Consider the following 20,232-nt stretch of genomic DNA (forward strand, 5'->3'; position numbering starts at 1 on the left):
GGGGCCCCCACCCGCGTCGTCAGAGGCACGCAAGGAGATAGCGGAGAGCTTCTGACAGCGACGACGGGAAGGCAGGGGAAGATAGGTCCTCGTGACGGAAGCCCTGGCCGAGGTGGCGCGACGTGCGCAGGTGCGCTCCGCCGTCGTGCGGTGGTTCGACGAGGCGGCACGCGACCTGCCCTGGCGGGCGGGATCCGGGAAAGAACCAACACCGTGGGCCATCCTCGTCAGCGAGGTGATGCTGCAGCAGACGCCGGTGGCACGGGTGGAGCCGGTCTGGCGGGCCTGGCTCGCGCAGTGGCCGACGCCGGCCGCCCTGGCCACCGCCCCGACCGCCGACGTGCTGCGCGCCTGGGACCGGCTCGGCTACCCGCGGCGCGCGCTGCGGCTGCAGGAGTGCGCGCAGGCGATCGTGGACCGCCACGGCGGCGGCGTCCCCGACGACGAGGAGCAGCTCCGCGCCCTGCCCGGCGTCGGCGAGTACACGGCCGCCGCCGTGCGGGCGTTCGCGTTCGGCCGGCGGTCCGTCGTCGTCGACACGAACGTGCGGCGCGTCCTCGCCCGGGTGGTGAGCGGGACGGCGTTGCCGGCGCCGTCGTACACGGCGGCCGAGCGCGCGCTGGCCGCCGCCCTCGTGCCGGACGACGCCGCGGACGCCGCCCGCTGGGCGGCGGCGTCGATGGAGCTCGGCGCGCTGGTCTGCACCGCACGCTCCCCCGAGTGCCTTGGCTGTCCCGTGGCGGACCTGTGCGCATGGCGCGCGGCCGGGTCGCCTCCGGACGCCCACGCCGCCCGACGCCGGACGCAGGCCTGGGCGGGCACCGACCGGCAGGCACGAGGCCGGGTCATGTCGGTCCTGCGCGGCGCGCACGGACCCGTCGACCGGGCGCTGCTCGAGGAGGTGTGGGCGGGCGAACCGCAGCTCCGCCCGGGGCAGCTCGACCGCGCGCTGTCGGGCCTCATCGAGGACGGACTGGCGGAGCAGGACGAGGCCGGCCGCTACCACCTGCCGGCGTAGGACGGACCGACCAGCTCGGCAGGACCACCCCGCCGTGGTGGTCGCTGCGTCAGAGCTCGAGGAGCATCCTCGTGTTGCCGAGGGTGTTCGGCTTCACGCGGGCGAGGTCGAGGAACTCGGCCACGCCGTCGTCGTGCGAGCGGAGCAGCTCGGCGTACACCTCCTGCGTGACGGGCGTGCCCTCGATCTCCCTGAAGCCGTGCTTGACGAAGAACTCCACCTCGAAGGTCAGGCAGAAGACGCGGCGCAGGCCGAGGTCGCGCGCCCGCGCCACGAGCGCCTCGACCATCGCGTGTCCCACGCGCAGCCCGCGGTACTCGGGCGACACGGCGAGGGTGCGGATCTCGGCAAGGTCGTCCCACATGACGTGCAGCGCGCCGCAGCCGATGACCGGTCCGGCCGGCCCGGCGTCGGCGACGAGGAACTCCTGGACCGCCTCGTAGTAGCCCACCATCTCCTTCGCGAGGAGGATGCGCTGCTCGGCGTACGGCTCGACGAGGGCGCGGATCGCACGCACGTCGGCGGGGAGGGCGGGACGGACGGTGATGCGCGGTTCGCCAGGCACGGCGCCACCCTACGCCGGGCGCCGGCCCGCGCGGACACCACGGCGCCGCCCGGCGCGGGCACCTCCACCGGGTGACCTGGAATGCCGTTGCGACACGCAGACCGCCCCCTTGCCAACGTCCGAATTGCATGGTGACGTGGATCCATGGCATCTACCCGGCTCACCGCGGAGTCCCGGGCTCAAGCCCTGGCCGCGCTCGAGGCCAGCGTGAGCACTTCGGCAGAGCTGGACGTCCTCGTGATCGGCGGCGGGGTGACGGGCGCGGGCATCGCCCTGGATGCCGTGACGCGCGGCCTGTCCACCGCGGTCGTCGAGGCCCAGGACTGGGCCTCGGGCACGTCGAGCCGCAGCAGCAAGCTGGTGCACGGCGGCCTGCGCTACCTGCAGATGCTGGACTTCCACCTGGTGCACGAGGCGCTGACCGAGCGAGACCTGCTACTGCGCGACCTTGCGCCGCACCTCGTCCGGCCGGTCCCGTTCCTCTACCCGCTGGAGCACCGGGTCTGGCAGCGCGCGTACGTCGGCGCGGGCATCGCGCTCTACGACATCCTCGCCACCCTCACCCCGGGGCGGCGGCCCATGCCGTTCCACCGGCACCTGAGCAAGGCCCGCATGGAGGCCAAGTTCCCGGACCTGGCGCACGACGCCGCCGTCGGCGCCGTCCAGTACTGGGACGCGTCCGTCGACGACGCGCGCCTGGTCGCGACCCTGGTCCGGACGGCCGTGAGCTACGGCGCGCACGCCGCGAGCCGCACCCAGGTGGTGAGCCTGACGCAGGGGTCGACGGGCGCGGTCAACGGCGCCGTCGTCGTGGACCTCGAGACCGGGCGCGAGATCACGGTGCGCGCCCGCTCGGTGATCAACGCGACCGGCGTGTGGACCGAGGACACCGAGGCCCTGGCCGGCAGCGAGGGCGGGCTGCGCGTCCTCGCGTCGAAGGGCGTGCACATCGTGGTGCCGCGCGAGCGAATCCGCGGCCACGTGGGGCTGATCCTGCAGACCGAGAAGTCGGTGCTGTTCGTCATCCCGTGGTCCCGCTACTGGATCATCGGCACGACGGACACCCCGTGGGACCTCGACCCGACGCACCCCGTGCCGACCAGCGCCGACATCGACTACGTCCTCGACCACGCGAACGCCGTCCTCGCCCACCCGCTGACCAGGGACGACATCATCGGAACCTACGCGGGTCTGCGCCCGCTGCTGCAGCCCGGCACCAAGGCGGGGACGAGCTCCGCGAAGGTCTCCCGCGAGCACACCGTCGCCAGCCCCACCCCGGGCCTGACGGTGATCGCCGGCGGCAAGCTCACCACCTACCGGATCATGGCCAAGGACGCCGTCGACTTCGCGATCGGCCAGCGTGCCGCCGCGCTGCCGAGCATCACGCACCAGATCCCGCTGGCCGGCGCGGTGGGCCTCCGGGCCGTCCAGCGCCAGGCCCGCGCGTGGGCGAAGCGGTTCGGCTGGTCGCCGCCCATGGTGGACCACCTGCTGCACCGGTACGGCTCCAACCTGGCGGAGATCGTCGAGCTCTGCGACGCCCAGCCGGACCTCGCCCGGCCCCTCGAGCACGCCCCCGCGTACCTGCGGGCCGAGGTGCACTACGGGGTCTCGCACGAGGGTGCGCTGCACCTGGAGGACCTGCTGGCGCACCGCACGCGCCTGGTCTACGAGGTGGTGGACCGGGGATCGGCTGCCGCGGAGGAGGCCGCCGCCATCGCGGCGCCCCTGCTGGGCTGGGACGAGGCGACGGTCGCGCGTGAGGTCGGGCAGTGGCGCTCGCGCGTCACGGCGTTCCTCGCCGCACAGGACGCGCCGGACGACGACTCCGCCGAGGCGGTTCGCCGGGAGGCCGAGGACGTGGCGGTGATGCAGCCGCTGCGGGTGTAGGCGGCCGGAGCCGCGGGGCGACCCGCGACGCCGTCGGCCAGCACCGGGACGTACACAACTGAACACCCTCGCCCGCCCTGCCCGGGCCCGGTCACCCACCGGCCCGGGGAGCGCGGACATGTCGCCGACATCGTGGTCGGCAGAAAGCGAGACCGTGATGAATGTGTGGAACGACATCATGGTGCCCGAGTTCCTCGGGACCATGATCCTGCTCCTGGGCGGCGCCGGCGTGGTCGCGAACGCGATCCTCCCCGGCACCAAGGGCAACGGCGGCGGCTGGCTCCTCATCAACTTCGGGTGGGGCCTGGCGGTCTTCGCCGGCGTCTACGTCGCCCTGCACTCAGGGGCGCACATCAACCCCGCGGTCACCGTCGGAATCTGGGCCTCGGGCGCCGAGAACTTCGGCCCGGACATCCCCGTGTCGGTCGCGAACTTCTTCGCCTACGCCGTGGCGCAGCTCGCGGGCGCGGCAGTCGGTGCCGCCCTCGCCTTCCTCACCTACAAGCGGCACTTCGACGAGGACGCCGAGCCCGCGATCAAGCTCGCCGTCTTCTCGACCGGGCCGAACATCCGCTCGTACGGCTGGAACGTCGTCACCGAGGTGATCGGCACGTTCTTCCTCGTGTTCGTCATCCTGGCGTTCGGGAACTGGCCCGGCGACCTCGGCCCTCTCGGCGCCGCGCTCGTCGTGCTCGGCATCGGCGCGAGCCTCGGCGGGCCCACGGGCTACGCCATCAACCCGGCCCGCGACCTCGGCCCGCGCATCGCGCACTTCCTCCTGCCGATCCGCGGCAAGGGCAGCAGCGACTGGGCCTACTCGTGGGTACCGGTGGTAGGCCCCCTCGTGGGGGGAGCCCTGGGCGGCCTCCTCGCGGGCGCAGCCTTCTGACGGGGTGCCCGACGCCGGGGGCGAGCCTTCCGTACGGAAGGTGACCCTCCGGCGTCGGGCGCAAGAATGGGACGAACTGACGAAGGAGTCGACATGCCTGACTACGTACTCGCGATCGACCAGGGCACCACGAGCTCGCGGGCGATCGTGTTCGACCACGGCGGGACCATCGTGTCCACCGGCCAGCTGGAGCACGAGCAGATCTTCCCGCGGGCGGGCTGGGTGGAGCACGACCCGGAGAAGATCTGGGACAACGTGCGCCAAGCCGTCGGCCTGGCCCTGACGAGGGCGAACATCAACCACACGGACGTCGCCGCCGTCGGCATCACGAACCAGCGCGAGACCACCGTGGTGTGGGACAGGACGACCGGCAAGCCCGTCCACAACGCCATCGTCTGGCAGGACACGCGCACGCAGCCGATCGTCGACGCGCTCGGCGGGGCCGAGGGCGCCGACAAGTACAAGGCCATCGTGGGCCTGCCGCTCGCGACGTACTTCTCCGGACCGAAGGTGAAGTGGATCCTCGACAACGTCGACGGTGCGCGAGAGAAGGCGGAGCGGGGCGACCTCCTGTTCGGCAACACCGACGCGTGGGTCCTGTGGAACATGACCGGCGGCGTCGACGGCGGCGTGCACGTCACCGACGTCACCAACGCGTCGCGGACCATGCTCATGGATCTCGACACGCTGTCGTGGCGCGAGGACATCGCCGCCGACATGGGGATCCCGCTCTCGATGCTGCCCGAGATCCGCTCGTCCTCGGAGGAGTACGGCAGGGGGCGGGCCGGCGGCCTGCTGCCGGGCGTGCCCATCGCGGGCATCCTCGGCGACCAGCAGGCGGCGACGTTCGGGCAGGCGTGCTTCCAGGTCGGCACCGCGAAGAACACCTACGGCACCGGCAACTTCATGCTCCTCAACACGGGGACCGAGAAGGTGCCGTCGGAGCACGGTCTGCTCACCACGGTCTGCTACAAGATCGGGTCCGCGGACGCCGTCTACGCGCTCGAGGGGTCGATCGCCGTCACCGGGGCGCTGGTCCAGTGGCTGCGCGACAACCTCGGGCTGTTCTCCGACTCGGCCGACGTCGAGTGGCTGGCGCGGAAGGTGACGGACAACGGCGGCGCATACTTCGTGCCGGCGTTCTCCGGGCTCTTCGCGCCGTACTGGCGGCCCGACGCCCGTGGCGCCCTGGTGGGGCTCACCCGGTACGTGACCCGCAACCACATCGCGCGCGCCGCGCTCGAGGCGGTCGCCTACCAGACCCGCGAGGTCGTCGACGCCATGGCGCTCGACTCGGGGGTCACGCTGACCGAGCTCAAGGTGGACGGCGGCATGGTCAACAACGAGCTGCTCATGCAGTTCCAGGCCGACCAGCTCGGCGTCGACGTCGTGCGGCCCGTCGTCGCGGAGACCACCGCGCTCGGGGCCGCGTACGCCGCGGGCATCGCCGTCGGCTTCTGGAAGGGCGAGGAGGACGTCGTCGCGAACTGGGCGGAGGACCGGCGCTGGACGCCCGACGTCGAGGAAGGCGAGCGGGAGCGGCTCTACCGGAACTGGAAGAAGGCCGTGACGAAGACGTTCGACTGGGTGGACGAGGACACCCACTCGCACTAGCCGGACGCTGCCGGCGGCGGCTGTCCGCTTCGAGAACGCCATCAGGTATCGCCCTCCGTGCGAGGGCGATACCTGATGGCGTTCTCGAAGCGGACCTCGCGCCCGCCCTCCCCGGATACCGTTGGCCCGTGAGCCTCAGCTACACCCTGCCCGGCGCCCACGTCACCGACCACCGCCTCGAGGTGCCACTCGACTGGTGGGACGACTCGGACCCCCGCCGGATCACCGTCTTCGCCCGCGAGCTGGTCGACCCCGCGCGGCGCCGCGAGGACCTGCCGCTCCTGGTGTTCCTCCAGGGCGGACCCGGCGGCAAGGGCCCGCGGCCGACCGGCCCGGACGGCTGGCTCGGCACGGCGCTCAGCCGTTACCGCGTGGTGCTGCTGGACCAGCGCGGGACGGGCCGCAGCAGCGCGGTCCGCGGCGCGGCTCTCGCGGCGGTCGGCACGCCCGCGCAGCAGGCGAAGTACCTCACGCACTTCCGCGCGGACTCCGTCGTGGCCGACGCCGAGCACGTGCGCACCACCCTGTACGGCGGCCGCCGGTGGACGTCGCTGGGCCAGTCGTACGGCGGCTTCATCACGATGACGTACCTCTCGCGCGCCCCGCAGGGCCTCGCCGCGTGCCTCGTGACCGGCGGCCTGCCGGGCCTGACGGCGAGCGCCCGCGACGTGTACGAGCGCACGCAGCCGCGCGTCGCCGCGAAGAACGAGCGCTTCCGGGCGCGCTACCCGCACGTGACCGAGCTCCTGGGTCGCATCGCCGACCGCCTCGCCGCCGACGACGTCCGCCTCCCCGGCGGCGACCTCCTCACGGTCCGCCGCTTCCAGTCCCTGGGGATGGACTTCGGCATGAAGCCCGGCTTCGAGCGGGTCCACTGGATCGTGGACGAGGCCTTCGACGGGTGGTCGGCCGAGGCCGGCGACGACCTGACCGACACGTTCCTCGCCACGGTCGAGACCGAGACGTCGTTCGCGACGAACCCCCTGTACGCCGTGCTGCACGAGAGCATCTACGCGCAGGCGCACTCGGGCGCGACGGCGTGGTCGGCGCAGGCCGTGCGGGACGCCGACCCAGCTTTCGCGGAGGACGCGCGGCCGCTGCTCCTCACCGGCGAGATGATCTACCCCTGGATGTTCCGCGAGGTCGCGGCTCTCCGGCCGTTCGAGGCCGCGGCCGACGCCCTCGCCGAGCGGGACCACTGGAGCGACCTCTACCACCTCGACCTGCTGGCCTCCAACGAGGTGCCGGTCGAGGCGGCGGTGTACTTCGACGACATGTTCGTCGACGCGGGCCTGTCCCTGGAGACGGCGGCGCACGTGGGCAACGCCGAGGCGTGGGTGACGAACGAGTTCGAGCACGACGGCCTGCGGCTCGGCGACGTCCTCGACCGCCTGCTCGCCCGCCTGGACGCCCGCGGCGGCGCGCTGCGCTGACCTGTGCGCAGCCTTGCAAGGGCGGCACCGCTTGACCGGTGGCGGACGGGACAGCGTGATCACAGCAGGCGCTCAAGGGCATGCGGAACCTGATCGCACACGTCTGCGACGGGGTGGACGACGAGTTCGTCTGGCGCGCACTCGCGAACCGGGTGCCGACGATGGTGGCGGAGCTCGCCCCTCACGGCCGGCGGCCGTACCAGCGGGCCAGCAGGGGCGCGATCGCCAGGATCACGAGCAGCCGCGCGGTCTGGACGGCGACGACGTAGGTGGCGTCCGCGCCCGTGTCGGCGGCGATGGCGAGCACGGCGAAGATCCCGCCGGGCGTCGTGGCGAGGTAGGCCGTGATCCCGTCGACCGGGGTGAGCAGTGCGAGCAGCCCGCCCATGAGGGCCGTGACCACCACCATCACCACGATGATCCCGAGCACCGCGGGCAGCAGGCGGGCGATGGCGACGAGGCTCGCTCGCGTGAACCGCAGCCCGACCTGTGCGCCGATGAGCGCGTACGCGAACCACTGCACGGGCTCCGGCACGGCGACCGGTCCGAGCCAGCCCTCGGCGGCGATCACCGCCGCGACGACGATCGGCGCGAGCACCACCGCCGTCGGGAACCGGAGCACGCGGGCGAGGAGCAGCCCGAGGACGAGGGAGACGCCGACGAAGGCCAGCGACCGGCCCAGGCGCGGGTCTGTGACGGGGAGGGCCGCGTGCGCGTCCCCGGCGTCGAACACGACGGTGGTGACCAGCGGGATCGTGACCAGGACGACGAGCACCCGCAGGTACTGGACGACGGTGACGACGCGGTCGTCCGCGCCGAGCTCGCGCGCGGTCGCGACCATGCCGGACGCCGCGCCCACGAGCAGCGCGAACGCCCCTGTGACGCGGTTGACGTCCCGGCGCAGAGCCAGTACCTGGCCGGCGGCCAGGCTCACCGCCACCGTCCCGAGGGTGACCAGGGCGATCGTCGGCCACGACGCGGCCATGGAGGCGAGCGCAGCCGCGCTGACCATCGAGCCGGTGATCACGCCGATGAGCCCCTGCGCCACGCGGAACAGCGGCGCCGGCAGATCGATGCGCGTCGGCGACGTGAGCGCGTGCGCCATCCCGCCCGCGAGCGCCCCGAACAGCACGGGCGACGGCATCCCCGCCAGGTCGAGCAGCACGCTCGTTCCGATGGCCACGGCCGCGACCAGCAGGTATCCCTGCCACCTGGTCCGCTCCCAGCTCACGCCGTGCACCTCACGGCTCCACCGTAGGCGTCCCGTGTTTCGCCGGGGCAACAGTCCATCCCCCGGCGGGCCTCGCAGGTCAGGCCCGGACCAGGCCCGGGACCGACGCCACCAGGTACACGTGGGCGGCCACGACGTCGTCGGGCCGCATGGGCACCTCCATGGCCGGAACGCACAGGTTCGCCTCGAAGCCGCCGGTGCGGACGCGGGCGACGTCGAAGTACTGGCCCGTCCGCCGGACGTGCCGGCGCGACACCTCGAGCACCGTCCCGTTCATCCTCGCGACGGCGTCGACCTGCATCGTGAAGGCCCCGTCGGGGCTGAAGGCCTCGGGGTCGAAGCGCAGCGGCTCGTCGTCGGGGTCGGCGTCGGCGAAGGTCATGAGCGACGCGTCGGAGGCGTAGAAGGCGTCCTCGTCGGGGAACACGTCGAGCGACCGGCCGAGGGCCACCACGCAGGCGTCGCCCACGACCGGGTGCTGCGCGTCGCCGAGCAGCGCGATCTCCTCGAGCTCGCACGCGAACGCGGCGAGCACCTCCTGGTCGGAGTCCACCACCTCGGCGATGACGAGCCCGCCGTCGGCCGCCTGGACGTCCGCGAGGCGGGCGCCGAGCGGTCCGGCGAACGACGTCGTCACCGCGCGCACGAGATCGCCCTCGGTGGTGATGACGAGCCGGGCGCCGGAGGAGTCCGTCCAGACCTGGAGCGCGACGTCGCGCTCCCTCGCGATGAGCCTGGCCTCGCCGAGCGCCGACTGCACCAGGTCGCGGAAGCCGCTGCGAGTCTTCACGTCCAGTCCTACGCACGCAAGGTTCGTCGCCATGAGTACGAACGGTAAACGCCATCCGGCCCTGAGAGGAAAAACCTCGCCTCACTGCTCCGGCGCGTGCTTGTCCAGGAACGCGTAGACCTCGGCGTCGTCCACGCCGGGGAACGCCCCGCGCGGCAGGGCAGCCAGGACCTGCTGGTGCATCCGGCCGCTCGGCCAGGCCGACGCCGCCCAGCGCTCCGCGGCGTCCGGCGAGGGCCGCGAGCAGCACGACGGGTCGGGGCAGGTGGAGGCCCGGCGCACCGGGGTGTCCCGTCCGCGGAACCACTTGGCGTGCGCGTACGGCACGCCCACGGTGATGGAGAACGCGCCGGCGTCGCCGGACCCGGTCTGGGTGGAGCACCAGAACGTCCCGGCCGGGGTGTCGGTGTACTGGTAGTACTCGCTCGCCTTGTCGCGGCGTGCGAACGCCTCGCGGGCGCCCCACCGCCGGCACACGAGCTGCCCCTCGATCGCCCCGGTGACGTCCTGCGGCAGCGGCACGCCGTCGTTGGCGTACCCCCGGAACAGGGCGCCGTCGTCGCCCACCCGGAGGAAGTGCAGCGGGATGCCGAGGTGGACGGTGGCGAGGTTGGTCAGCCGCATGGCCGCCGCCTCGTGCGTGACGCCGAAGGCGTCCCGGAAGTCCTCGACCGCGAGGTCACGCTCCCGCTTGCTCGCCTCGAGGAACGCAACAGCCTGCGTCCGCGGCACGAGGCACGCCGCGGCGAAGTACGTGATCTCGACCCGCTGCCGCAGGAACTCGCCGTAGGACCGGGGCCGCTCGTGCCCGAGCACCCGGTGCGCGATCGCCTGCAGCGCGAGAGACCGCAGCCCGTGGCCGCCGGGCGTGGAGGCGGGCGGCAGGTAGATCCGGCCGTTGCGCAGGTCGGTCACGGTGCGGGCGGAGCGCGGCAGGTCCTCCACGTGCAGCAGCGTGAACCCGAGCTGCTCGGCGATCCGTGCGACGGTCCGGTGGGTGAGCGCGCCGCCGGTGTGGCCGGCGCGCGTGACGAGGTCCTCGGCGATCGTCTCGAACTGCGGGAAGTAGTTGTCGCGAGCCTGCCGCTCGAGCCGGAGCTCCGTGTTGGCGCGCCGCGCCTCCTCCGGCGTCGCAATCGCCTCCTCCTCGCGGCGCGCAAGCTCCTGGTGCATCCCGACGAGCTGCTCCAGGACGGGGATCGGCAGCTTCTGGCTCGGCTTGAGGGCAGGCAGGCCGAGGGCGGCGAAGAGCGGCCCCCGCTGCGCCCGGTCGAGCGCGATCTCGAGCGCCGCCCGGCGCGACGGCGGCTCCGTCGACAGCAGGTCGTTCAGGGGCACCCCGACCGCCTCGGCGATCGCGCGCAGCAGCGACAGCCGCGGCTCGCGCCGCCCGTTCTCGACGAGGGACAGCAGGCTCGGGGCCGAGCCGACCCGTTCCCCGAGCTGGTCGAGCGTCAGGCCGCGCGCCGTGCGCGCGTGCCGGATCCGCCGCCCGAGGGTGATGAGGTCGGTGTCCGACGCCGGCCGCTCGTCCGCCTGCACCATGGCATCTCTCCCGTACTCGCCTGTTCGCCGTGAAACGTGACCGCCGTCACCGTCCGGAGACCCCGGAACTGCCCGCAGGACGACGGTCCTTCATCATATGTAAAGATCGGCGAATCTTCACAGCAGGTTGCCTGGAAAAGTAGGCCCCGAGGGCCGCACAGTGGAAATCCGGACCGCAGCAGCAGAACGGAGCCCACCGATGTCGTTCCTCGCCAACCCCCGCCGCACCCGTCTCGTCGCCGAGCTCGTCGCCGACGTCACCGACCAGACCTCCACCGACAGCGCCGTCGCCCCAGGCGAGGCGACCCCGGCCGACGTCGGGCAGACCGGGCGTCCCACCGGTGCGAGCCCGCGAGCGCTGGGAGGCACCGGCCGTCAGGACGTGCGCGCCTGGGTGGCCGGCATCGCCGAGCTCACCCAGCCCGCCCGCGTCGTGTGGTGCGACGGCAGCGCCGCCGAGAAGCAGCGCCTGATCGACGAGATGGTCGAGGCCGGCACGCTGATCAAGCTCGACGAGGCGAAGCGCCCGAACTCCTACCTGGCGCGTTCCAACCCCAGTGACGTGGCGCGCGTGGAGTCGCGCACCTTCATCTGCTCCGTCGCGAAGGACGACGCGGGCCCCACGAACAACTGGCGCGAGCCCGACGAGATGCGCGCCGAGCTGCGCGGCGTCTTCGAGGGCTCCATGCGCGGCCGCACCCTGTACGTGGTGCCGTTCTCGATGGGCCCCGTCGGCGGGCCGATCTCCCAGGTCGGCGTCGAGATCACCGACTCCCCGTACGTCGTGGTGTCCATGCATGTCATGACCCGGGTCTCGTCCAGCGTGCTGGAGCTCATCGAGGCCGGGGCCCAGTGGGTGCCCGCCGTGCACTCCGTCGGCGCGCCGCTCGCCGAGGGCGAGGCCGACGTCGAGTGGCCGTGCAACGACACGAAGTACATCGTGCAGTTCCCCGAGACGCGGGAGATCTGGTCCTACGGGTCGGGGTACGGCGGCAACGCGCTCCTCGGCAAGAAGTGCTTCGCGCTGCGCATCGCGTCCGCGATGGCGCGCGACGAGGGCTGGCTCGCCGAGCACATGCTCCTCGTCCGCGTGACGTCGCCCGTGGGCCGTCAGTACCACGTCGCGGCCGCGTTCCCGAGCGCGTGCGGCAAGACGAACCTCGCGATGCTGCAGCCCACCATCCCGGGCTGGAAGGTCGAGACCATCGGGGACGACATCGTGTGGATGCGCCCCGGCCCGGACGGCTCGCTGCGCGCCATCAACCCGGAGGCGGGCTTCTTCGGCGTCGCGCCGGGCACCGGCATCGACACGAACCCGACCGCAGTGGCGACCTTCTCCCGCGACACGATCTTCACGAACGTGGCGCTGACCGACGACGGCGACGTCTGGTGGGAGGGCCTGACCGACGAGGCGCCCGCCCACCTGACCGACTGGCAGGGCCGCGACTGGACGCCGGACTCCGCCGAGCCGGCGGCGCACCCGAACTCCCGCTTCACCGTCTCCGCCGCCCAGTGCCCGTCCATCGCGGACACGTGGGAGTCCCCGGAGGGCGTGCCGGTCGACGCGATCGTGTTCGGCGGCCGCCGCGCCACGAACGTGCCGCTCGTCGCGCAGTCGTACGGCTGGGAGCACGGCGTGTTCATGGGCGCCACGATCTCGTCGGAGCGCACCGCGGCTGCCGAGGGGGCGCTCGGCGAGCTGCGCCGCGACCCGTTCGCCATGCTGCCGTTCTGCGGCTACAACATGGCCGACCACTGGGCGCACTGGCTGCACATGGGCGAGGTCGTCAAGGCCGACCGGCGGCCGCAGATCTTCCAGGTCAACTGGTTCCGCCGCGGCGACGACGGCCGGTTCCTGTGGCCGGGCTTCGGCGAGAACTCGCGCGTCGTCGAGTGGATCGTCGGGCAGGTCGAGGCCGAGCGCGGGCTGCGCCCCGACGCGTCCGTCGGCACGCCCGTGGGGCGCCTGCCCCAGGACGGCTCGATCAACCTGACCGGGCTCGACGTGCCCGCCGACGACTTCGAGGCGCTGTTCGACATCCCGGTCGAGCCGTGGCTGGCCGAGGCCGACCTGACGCGCGACTTCTTCGAGACGTTCGGCGACCGCGTGCCGGAGCAGCTCTGGGTGCAGCTCGCCCAGCTGCGCAACCGCCTCGAGCAGTAGCCCGGACACTCGCCTCAGACGCCGAGATGGTCACTCCGTCGGACGGAGTGACCATCTCGGCGGGTATTCGTCGCCGAGGTAGTAGGCCGGTCGGACGGAGTGACCATCTCGGCGGGTGTTCGTCGCCGAGGTAGTCGGTCGGTGCCGGTGCGGTCGGTGCCGGTGCGGTCAGTACCGCATCCCCATGAGCTCCAGGACGTCGTCCAAGGTCCGGTCCGCGATCTCGTTCGCGCGGGCGTTGCCGCCGGCGAGCACCTCGCGGAGGTGCTCGTCCCCGGCCGAGGCGAGCGACCGGCGTCGGGCACGCAGGGGGCGCAGGCCCTCCACGAGGGACTCCGTCACGACCTGCTTGAGGCGGCCCGCGCCGGCCGAGCCGACCTCCTCCGCGAGCGCCTCCGGCGTCACCCCGGCGAAGTGCGACCCGAGCACGAGCAGGTTGGCGACGCCGGGCCGGCGCTCCGGCTCGTAGGTGATCCGCCGTTCCGCGTCGGTCCGGGAACGCCGCACGAAGGCGACCGTCTCGTCCTCGGTTGCCCGCAGCTCGAGCGCGTTCCCGCGCGACTTCGCCATCTTGGCGCCGTCGTTGCCCAGCACGGTCGGCGACGGCGCGAGCAGCGCCTCCGGCTCCGGGAAGTAGGGCCGCGCCGCGCTGTAGCGCTGGTTGAAGCGCCGCGCGACGGCCCGCGTGATCTCCAGGTGCGGCAGCTGGTCCTGTCCCACGGGCACGAGGTTGCCGTGGCAGAACAGGATGTCGGCGGCCTGGTGCACGGGATAGGTGAACAACAAGCCCGACATGCCGCGGCCCTGGCGGCGCTCGGCGTCGGCCGCCTCGGCCTTGACGGTGGGGTTGCGCTCCAGCTCGGCCACGGTCACCAGCGAGAGGAACGGCAGCAGGAGCTGGTTCAGGGCCGGTACCGCGGAGTGCGTGAAGACCGTGGTGCGACCCGGGTCGATCCCGGCCGCCAGGTAGTCGAGGAGGACCTCGCGGACGGTCGCGGGCAGGTCGCCGACGTCGTCACGGTCCGTGGCGACCTGGTAGTCGGCGAGCACGAGGAAGAGCTCGACGCCCGCCTGCTGGAGGCGGACGCGGTTCGCGAGCGTGCCGAGCAGGTGGCCCAGGTGCAGGGCGCCCGTCGGGCGGTCGCCGGTCAGCACGCGGAACCCGCTGGGGTCGCCCGCGATGCGTGCCTCCAGCTCGGCGGTCCGCAAGCGCGCGGCCTCCACGGAGGGTGTGGTGCCCGACGTCGGACGGGTCGCCTCGGGCGTGTCGGTCAGGGTGGTCATGGGTCGGCTCCTTCTTCGGGCGCCGCCCGCCGGTCCCCACGCATAAGAAGACGTCCCGGGCTGCGGCGGGCAGCTCGGGACGGGGTGCGCTCGGGCGCGCGAGGTCACGGCTGCGGGTGCAGCCGCCACCAGTCGCGCCGGAGAGCCATGTGCCTCACGGTACACCGGGTGCCCGGCCGCCCGGGAGAGCCTGGCGGCGTCACCGCCCGGGGTACTGTCGTCCGTCGATTCACCCGCTCGGCTCGCCGTCCCGGCGAGACAGGGCGGGCCGTGCGGGATGGGATGGAACGGTGGACGTGGCGGACCTGGACACCATGCTCGCCGTCGCCGACGGCCTCCCCGAGGCCACCCGGAACCTGCTGATGACCGCCGCGGCCGCGGACCCCGAGGACCTGCCGGTCTTCCTCGGCTCGCTCACCGAGGAGGAGCTCGCGACCTGGGCGCCCGCCGAGCGCGCGGGGCTGCTCCGGCTCGACGGCACCGCGGGCACCCCGCTCCTGTGGTCCTCGCCCGACTTGCCGGCCGCCCTCTACGAGCGCGCCCCGTTCGTGGACCGACGGCGCGGCCACCTCGCGCTCGCCGCCGCACATCGCGCGCACGCCGCGCACCGGACGGACCGGCAGGCCTGGCACCTGGCGGCCGCGACGCTCGGGCCCGACGAGGTGGCGGCCGCCGCCCTCGAGCGCACTGCCGAGGACGCCCGCGCGCACGGCGGGTGGGCAGCGAGCTCCCGCCTGCTGGAACGCGCCGCCTCCCTGACGCCCGACCCGACCGACGCCGCCGACCGACTCATGCACGCGATGCGCGCGGCGATGTACGCCGGGGACGCGCAGCGGGTCGCGTGGCTCGGCGACCGGGCGCTCGCCCTCACGGACGACCCCCGGCTCACGCTCGAGGCCGGGCTCGCGACCGGCTGGACCATGTCCAAGACGACGCGCCACGAGGACGCCGTCCGGCTGCTCACCTCGGTCGCCGCGCGCGCTGCGGGCGGTGGCGACCTGGACGTGGCCTACGGCGCGCTCGCCCCCGCCGCGGTCGCGGCGTACTACGCGGGCGACCCGGTCCTGACGGCGGAGGTGGCGGCCGCGCTGGCTCTGGTCCCGGCGCCCGCGCCCCTCCGGCCCGGCCGCAGCCCGCTCGACCGGTCCCCGGGTCTCGCGCACCACCTGTGGCTCTCCGTCGCCCTGGACCCGGTGCGGCACGCGGCGTGGGTGCGGGAGGTGCTGGCCGCCGTCGGGCACCCGCTGGAGCTGGACCACGTGACGCTGAACATGCTGGGCGGCGCCGCGTGGATGGCCGACCGGACCACCGAGGCCGTCGCGATGCTGCGGGCGTTCCGGGACCAGCACCAGCGACTCGCGACCAGCGGGGCGAACCCGCTGGCCACGGGCACCCTGGGCGCGGCGCTCCGGGACGCGGGCGCCTGGGCGGAGGCCGAGGCGATCCTCGAGGAGACGGCGGTCGAGGCCGAGGCGCGCGGCGCCGACGTCGTGCGCCGGAACGCGCTGATCGACCTCGCCCATCTCGTCGCCCTGCGCGGCGACACCGCGCGGGCCCGCGACCTGGCGGGGACCGCGCTGGCCGGGATCGACCCGGGCACCTCACGGTCGGTCGGCGCGTTCGCCCGGCAGGCCCTGGGCGTCGCCGCCCTGTCCGACGGCGACCACGAGCGGGCGCACGACGTCCTGCGCTTCCTCGTCGACGACAAGGGCGACCCCGCGCACCCGCACGCGGCCCTCTTCGGACTGGTCGACCTGGTGACCAGCTCGCTGCGCACCGGGCGGTACGAGGAGGCGGCCGACGTCGCCGACCGGTTCCGGGACAGCCTGCGCGACGGCGGATCGGCGCGGCTGCGCACCCTCTCCGAGCACGCGACGGCGCTGGTCGTCGCTGCCTCGCCCGGCTCCGGAAACGAGGCGGAGATCCACTTCGAACGCGCCCTGTCCGACCCCGACGGTGACGCGCGCCCCGTGGAGCGCGCCCGTGTACTCCTCGACCTCGGCGCCTGGCTGCGCCGCCGTCGGCGCGTGCAGGAGGCCCGGCCCCACCTGACCGCCGCCGCCGAGACGTTCGAGCGTCTCGGCGCCCGGCCCTTCGCCGAGCGGGCCGCGACCGAGCTGCGGGCCGCGGGCGTGACCGCCCGCTCGGACCCCGCGCCCGCGACCCTCGACGGCCTCTCCCCGCAGCAGCGCGAGATCGTTCTCCTCGCGGCACGCGGCCTGACCAACAAGGAGATCGGCGAGCGGCTGTACCTCTCGCCGCGCACGGTCAGCTCCCACCTGTACCGGGTGTTCCCGCTGCTCGGCGTGACGAGCCGGGCCCAGCTCCGGGACGTGGTCCCGCCCCGCTGACGCGGAGCAGTCATCTGACGGAAGCGCCACCCCGGGCGCGGCGGCGAGGCTGGGCGACAACGACGTCGTCGGACAACGGGAGCACACATGAGCACTGTCGTCTTCGTCCACGGGCTGTGGCTGCACGCCAGCTCGTGGGCACCCTGGGCCGAGCGGTTCGCCGCGGAAGGCTGGAACGCCCACCACCCCGGCTGGCCGGGCGACTCGCCCACGGTCGCGGAGGCCCGCGCCAACCCCGACCGGGCGGGCGGTTTCGGCATCAGCGACGTGGTCCGCCACTACGTGGAGCTGATCGCGGGCCTGGACGCAGCCGAAGGGCCCGTCGTGGCCGTCGGCCACTCGTTCGGCGGCCTCATCGTGCAGCGCCTCCTGGCGGAGGGGCACGTCGCGGGGGCCGTCGCGATCGACCCGGCGCCGATGCGAGGCAACATCCTGCTGCCGCCGTCGTCGCTCAAGGTCGCATCGGTGGCGCTGCGCAACCCCGCGAACTTCCGCGGCTCGGTGACGCTCACGCCGGACGAGTTCGCCTACGGCTTCGGCAACGAGCTCACCGCCGAGGAGTGCGCCGACCTGTACGAGCGGTGGACGATCCCGTCACCCGGCCGGCCCCTCTTCGAGGACGCCGCGGCCAACATCCTCCCGGGCTCGCCCGCGACCGTGGACTTCGACGCCGAGCGCGGCCCGCTGCTCCTCGTCGCCGGCGGCATGGACCACACGGTGCCCGCGTCCCTGACGCGCACCGCGTACAAGCTGCACCGTCGCAACACCGCCGTGGTGACGGACCTCGTCGAGTACCCGGACCGCGGGCACTCGCTGACCATCGATCACGGCTGGACCGAGGTCGCGGACACGGCCCTGGCCTGGCTGAAAGAGAAGGGATTCTGACCATGTCGTACGTGACCACCTCTGACGGCGTCGAGATCTTCTACAAGGACTGGGGCTCGGGCAGCCCGGTCGTGTTCAGCCACGGCTGGCCCCTGAACGCGGACGCATGGGACTACCAGCTCAAGGCCGTGGCCGACGCCGGCTACCGCGCCATCGCACACGACCGTCGCGGCCACGGGCGCTCCACCCAGACGTCCACCGGCAACGACATGGACCACTACGCCGACGACCTCGCGGCGCTCCTCGAGGCGCTCGACGTCACGGGCGCCGTGCTCGTGGGCCACTCCACCGGTGGCGGCGAGGTGGCGCACTACCTCGGCCGGCACGGGACGTCCCGCGTCCGCAAGGCGGTGCTCCTCGGTGCCGTGCCGCCGCTCATGCTGCAGACGCCCGAGAACCCCGAGGGGACGCCGATCGAGGCGTTCGACGGCATCCGCGCCGGCGTCCTCGCCGACCGGTCGCAGTTCTACCAGGACCTGTCCGTCCCGTTCTACGGCGGCAACCGGGAGGGCTCCGCGCTGACCCAGGGCGTGCGGGACCAGTTCTGGCGGCTGTCCATGCAGGCCGGCCTCGCCCCCGCCTACGACTGCATCGCGCAGTTCTCCGCGGTGGACTACACGGCGGACCTCGAGAAGATCGACATCCCGGTCCTCGTGGCGCACGGCGACGACGACCAGATCGTCCCCATCGCCGCCGCGGCCTACAAGACGGCGCAGATCGTCAAGGACGCCACCCTCAAGGTCTACCCGGGTGCCCCGCACGGCCTGTTCGGCACGTACGAGGAGGAGTTCACGAAGGACCTCCTGGAGTTCATCGCCTCCTGAGCCGTCGGTGCCCGACGCTGGTCGCTCGCCTTCTCGCGAGGGCGCGCGACCGGCGTCGGGCAGCCGACGCGGCGGCTGGGAGAATGGGGCCGTGCCCCACGACGCCGCCCCGCTCGTCCACGTCATGTTCTTCGAGCCCCGCATCCCCGGGAACACGGGCTCGGCGATCCGGCTGGCGGCGGTCACCGGGGCGCGGCTGCACCTCGTCGAGCCGCTCGGCTTCGACCTGTCCGAAGCCAAGCTCAAGCGCGCCGGCCTGGACTATCACGACCTCGCGGTCATGGACGTGCACCCGTCGTTCGACGTCGCCCTCGACGCGCTCCCCGGCTCGCGGGTGTTCGCCTTCACGACACGGGCCACCACCCGGTACACCGACGTCGAGTACCGCTGGGACGACGTGCTGCTGTTCGGTCCGGAGCCCACCGGCCTGCCCGACGACGTCCTGGCCCACCCCCGCATCACCGACCAGGTGAAGCTCCCGATGCTGCCTGGTCGACGGTCGCTCAACCTGACCAACGCCGCATCGATCGCGGTGTACGAGGTGTGGCGGCAGGCAGGCTTCGCGGGCGGCTGAGGCCGGGCCTTCCGACCACGACGTCGCGGCCCCAACTCCGTTCGGTTGGGGCCACGATGTCGTGGTCGCCGCTCATGGATGGCAGCGCACGCCCTGGCGCCCACCCGTGCTTGCGGAGGAAGTACGTGATCTCCCCGGTGACCGCTCCTGGCGGCCAGAGCTGGTCGGCGTAGTACCGCAGCAGGACGAGACCGCCGCGTCCGACCAGCCCGTTCTGCCGGCTGGTGTCATGGCGGAGCGCCGCGTCGCCCGTGTAGAACTGGGCGCTGTCCATCTCCACGACGAGCCAGCGGCCGTCGCCGAGGTACCAGAGGAGGTCGCCGCGTCCGAGGAACCGGCCGTCGTCGTAGAGGTTGCGCTGGAGGTCGTCCGGGCCGATGCCGGCGTCCTGGCACTGCAGCCGGGCAAAGGTCTCGGGCGGTGACTCCGCCCGGCCGTCGACGTCGTCCAGGAACGAGCGGCAGCGGGTACTGCTGCGACGCCGCCACAGCAGCCCCCGGACCCGCGCCAGCCCGGCGTCGTCGATGAGCCCTTGGTTGCGAGCCGAGTCGAGAGCCGCGACCGCGTGGAACCTCGGGAGATCCGGGAGCGCCTGGGCGAACGCCCACTCGACGGCGGCCATGCGGCGCCGGGTGACGACGACGGGCGCCAGGTCGAACGTGTACTGGCGTACCTGGATGCCGTCGCGCGGCCTGCCCGCTTGCCCGCCGGGCAGGGCCACCTCGGGTGTCAGGTCGCGCGGCAGGCCCCTGACCCCGAGGAGCATGAGCGCGCAGGCGCCGACCGCGACGGAGCCCGGGTAGGCGAGGAGCCCCGTCCACACGGATCGCAGTCGCCGGACGTCGTTCCTGTGCTGGCGCGGGTCGACGGCGCTGGTGTCGAGCACCCCGGTCGTCACACGGGTCCACGTGCCGCAGTCCAGCAGCCTCCGTTGGTGCTTCCTGGTGACGCCCGCCTCCTCGCACTGGCCGACCGTCACCAGACCCGCCTGAAGGCGTGCGACGGCGATGAGATGGTCTGGCAGTGTTCGGGGCCGAGCCATAGCCGGATGTAATCAGATAACCGCGGTTGCTGCCTTTTGGTCGGAGAGTGGGCCGCGGGGGGGGGCCGCCCCCCGGGGCCCCCCCCCCGGGGGGGGGGGGGGCCGGGGGGGGGGGGGGGCGGGGGGGGGGGGG

The 20,232-nt window shown here is 73.3% G+C and carries 17 protein-coding genes; 11 read left to right on the forward strand and 6 right to left on the reverse strand.

Going from position 1 to position 20,232, the window contains the following annotated elements; all coding sequences use genetic code 11:
* Positions 1-91: 91 nt before the first annotated feature.
* Positions 92-1,018 (forward strand): iron-sulfur binding domain-containing protein, encoded by a 927-nt coding sequence (locus L1785_RS00455; RefSeq protein ID WP_308113215.1) that lies wholly within the window; start codon positions 92-94, stop codon positions 1,016-1,018.
* Positions 1,019-1,067: 49 nt separating this feature from the next.
* Here L1785_RS00455 and L1785_RS00460 read toward each other — a convergent pair whose 3' ends face one another.
* Positions 1,068-1,583 carry an amino-acid N-acetyltransferase gene (locus tag L1785_RS00460; RefSeq protein ID WP_236087147.1) on the reverse strand — a complete coding sequence of 172 codons (516 nt, stop codon included), beginning with the start codon at positions 1,581-1,583 and terminating at the stop codon, positions 1,068-1,070.
* A gap of 144 nt (positions 1,584-1,727) precedes the next feature.
* Here L1785_RS00460 and L1785_RS00465 point away from each other — a divergent pair, with 144 nt between their 5' ends.
* From L1785_RS00465 to L1785_RS23360, 5 genes are all read left to right on the forward strand, one after another.
* Positions 1,728-3,473, forward strand: a complete 1,746-nt coding sequence (locus tag L1785_RS00465) for a glycerol-3-phosphate dehydrogenase/oxidase (protein ID WP_236087148.1) — start codon at positions 1,728-1,730, stop codon at positions 3,471-3,473.
* Between the two features lie 157 nt (positions 3,474-3,630).
* The gene (locus L1785_RS00470; RefSeq protein WP_236087149.1) at positions 3,631-4,362 is read left to right on the forward strand and encodes an MIP/aquaporin family protein; all 732 of its coding nucleotides are present in this window, start codon (positions 3,631-3,633) and stop codon (positions 4,360-4,362) included.
* 93 nt (positions 4,363-4,455) lie between these two features.
* Entirely contained in the window at positions 4,456-5,976 is a 1,521-nt protein-coding gene (glpK, locus tag L1785_RS00475; protein ID WP_236087150.1) for a glycerol kinase GlpK, read from the forward strand.
* Between the two features lie 128 nt (positions 5,977-6,104).
* Positions 6,105-7,409 (forward strand): alpha/beta fold hydrolase, encoded by a 1,305-nt coding sequence (locus L1785_RS00480; RefSeq protein WP_236087151.1) that lies wholly within the window; start codon positions 6,105-6,107, stop codon positions 7,407-7,409.
* 80 nt (positions 7,410-7,489) lie between these two features.
* A complete protein-coding gene (locus tag L1785_RS23360; RefSeq protein WP_372461764.1) occupies positions 7,490-7,678 on the forward strand; it encodes a ribonuclease HepT family protein in 189 nt (62 codons plus the stop codon).
* Here the strand turns inward: L1785_RS23360 and L1785_RS00485 are convergent.
* The 3 genes from L1785_RS00485 to L1785_RS00495 form a co-directional block, all read right to left on the reverse strand.
* Positions 7,591-8,640 (reverse strand): AbrB family transcriptional regulator, encoded by a 1,050-nt coding sequence (locus L1785_RS00485; protein WP_236087152.1) that lies wholly within the window; start codon positions 8,638-8,640, stop codon positions 7,591-7,593. The two genes, L1785_RS23360 and L1785_RS00485, sit on opposite strands and share 88 nt — an antisense overlap.
* A 79-nt stretch (positions 8,641-8,719) precedes the next feature.
* The gene (locus L1785_RS00490) at positions 8,720-9,430 is read right to left on the reverse strand and encodes a hypothetical protein (RefSeq protein WP_236087153.1); all 711 of its coding nucleotides are present in this window, start codon (positions 9,428-9,430) and stop codon (positions 8,720-8,722) included.
* A gap of 81 nt (positions 9,431-9,511) precedes the next feature.
* Positions 9,512-10,975, reverse strand: coding sequence for an XRE family transcriptional regulator (locus L1785_RS00495; RefSeq protein ID WP_236087154.1), 1,464 nt, complete (start codon positions 10,973-10,975; stop codon positions 9,512-9,514).
* Between the two features lie 199 nt (positions 10,976-11,174).
* Between L1785_RS00495 and L1785_RS00500 the strand changes: the two genes are divergently transcribed.
* Entirely contained in the window at positions 11,175-13,139 is a 1,965-nt protein-coding gene (locus tag L1785_RS00500) for a phosphoenolpyruvate carboxykinase (GTP) (RefSeq protein WP_236087155.1), read from the forward strand.
* Between the two features lie 168 nt (positions 13,140-13,307).
* On the opposite strand, the gene trpS is transcribed toward L1785_RS00500, so the two are convergent.
* Entirely contained in the window at positions 13,308-14,423 is a 1,116-nt protein-coding gene (gene trpS, locus L1785_RS00505) for a tryptophan--tRNA ligase (protein ID WP_236087156.1), read from the reverse strand.
* Positions 14,424-14,713: 290 nt separating this feature from the next.
* Here trpS and L1785_RS23105 point away from each other — a divergent pair, with 290 nt between their 5' ends.
* From L1785_RS23105 to L1785_RS00525, 4 genes are all read left to right on the forward strand, one after another.
* Positions 14,714-16,774, forward strand: a complete 2,061-nt coding sequence (locus L1785_RS23105) for a helix-turn-helix transcriptional regulator (protein ID WP_236087157.1) — start codon at positions 14,714-14,716, stop codon at positions 16,772-16,774.
* An 87-nt stretch (positions 16,775-16,861) separates the two neighbouring features.
* Positions 16,862-17,659, forward strand: coding sequence for an alpha/beta hydrolase (locus L1785_RS00515; protein WP_236087158.1), 798 nt, complete (start codon positions 16,862-16,864; stop codon positions 17,657-17,659).
* Between the two features lie 2 nt (positions 17,660-17,661).
* Positions 17,662-18,483, forward strand: coding sequence for an alpha/beta fold hydrolase (locus tag L1785_RS00520; RefSeq protein WP_236087159.1), 822 nt, complete (start codon positions 17,662-17,664; stop codon positions 18,481-18,483).
* A gap of 124 nt (positions 18,484-18,607) precedes the next feature.
* Complete coding sequence (locus tag L1785_RS00525; RefSeq protein ID WP_236087164.1) at positions 18,608-19,057, forward strand: tRNA (cytidine(34)-2'-O)-methyltransferase; 450 nt, start codon at positions 18,608-18,610, stop codon at positions 19,055-19,057.
* Here the strand turns inward: L1785_RS00525 and L1785_RS00530 are convergent.
* On the reverse strand, positions 18,987-20,036 hold the full coding sequence (locus L1785_RS00530) for a hypothetical protein (protein ID WP_236087160.1): 1,050 nt from the start codon (positions 20,034-20,036) through the stop codon (positions 18,987-18,989). The genes L1785_RS00525 and L1785_RS00530 overlap by 71 nt on opposite strands.
* Positions 20,037-20,232: the final 196 nt, after the last annotated feature.

Source organism: Antribacter soli (assembly GCF_021568775.1).
Classification (GTDB): domain Bacteria; phylum Actinomycetota; class Actinomycetes; order Actinomycetales; family Cellulomonadaceae; genus Antribacter; species Antribacter soli.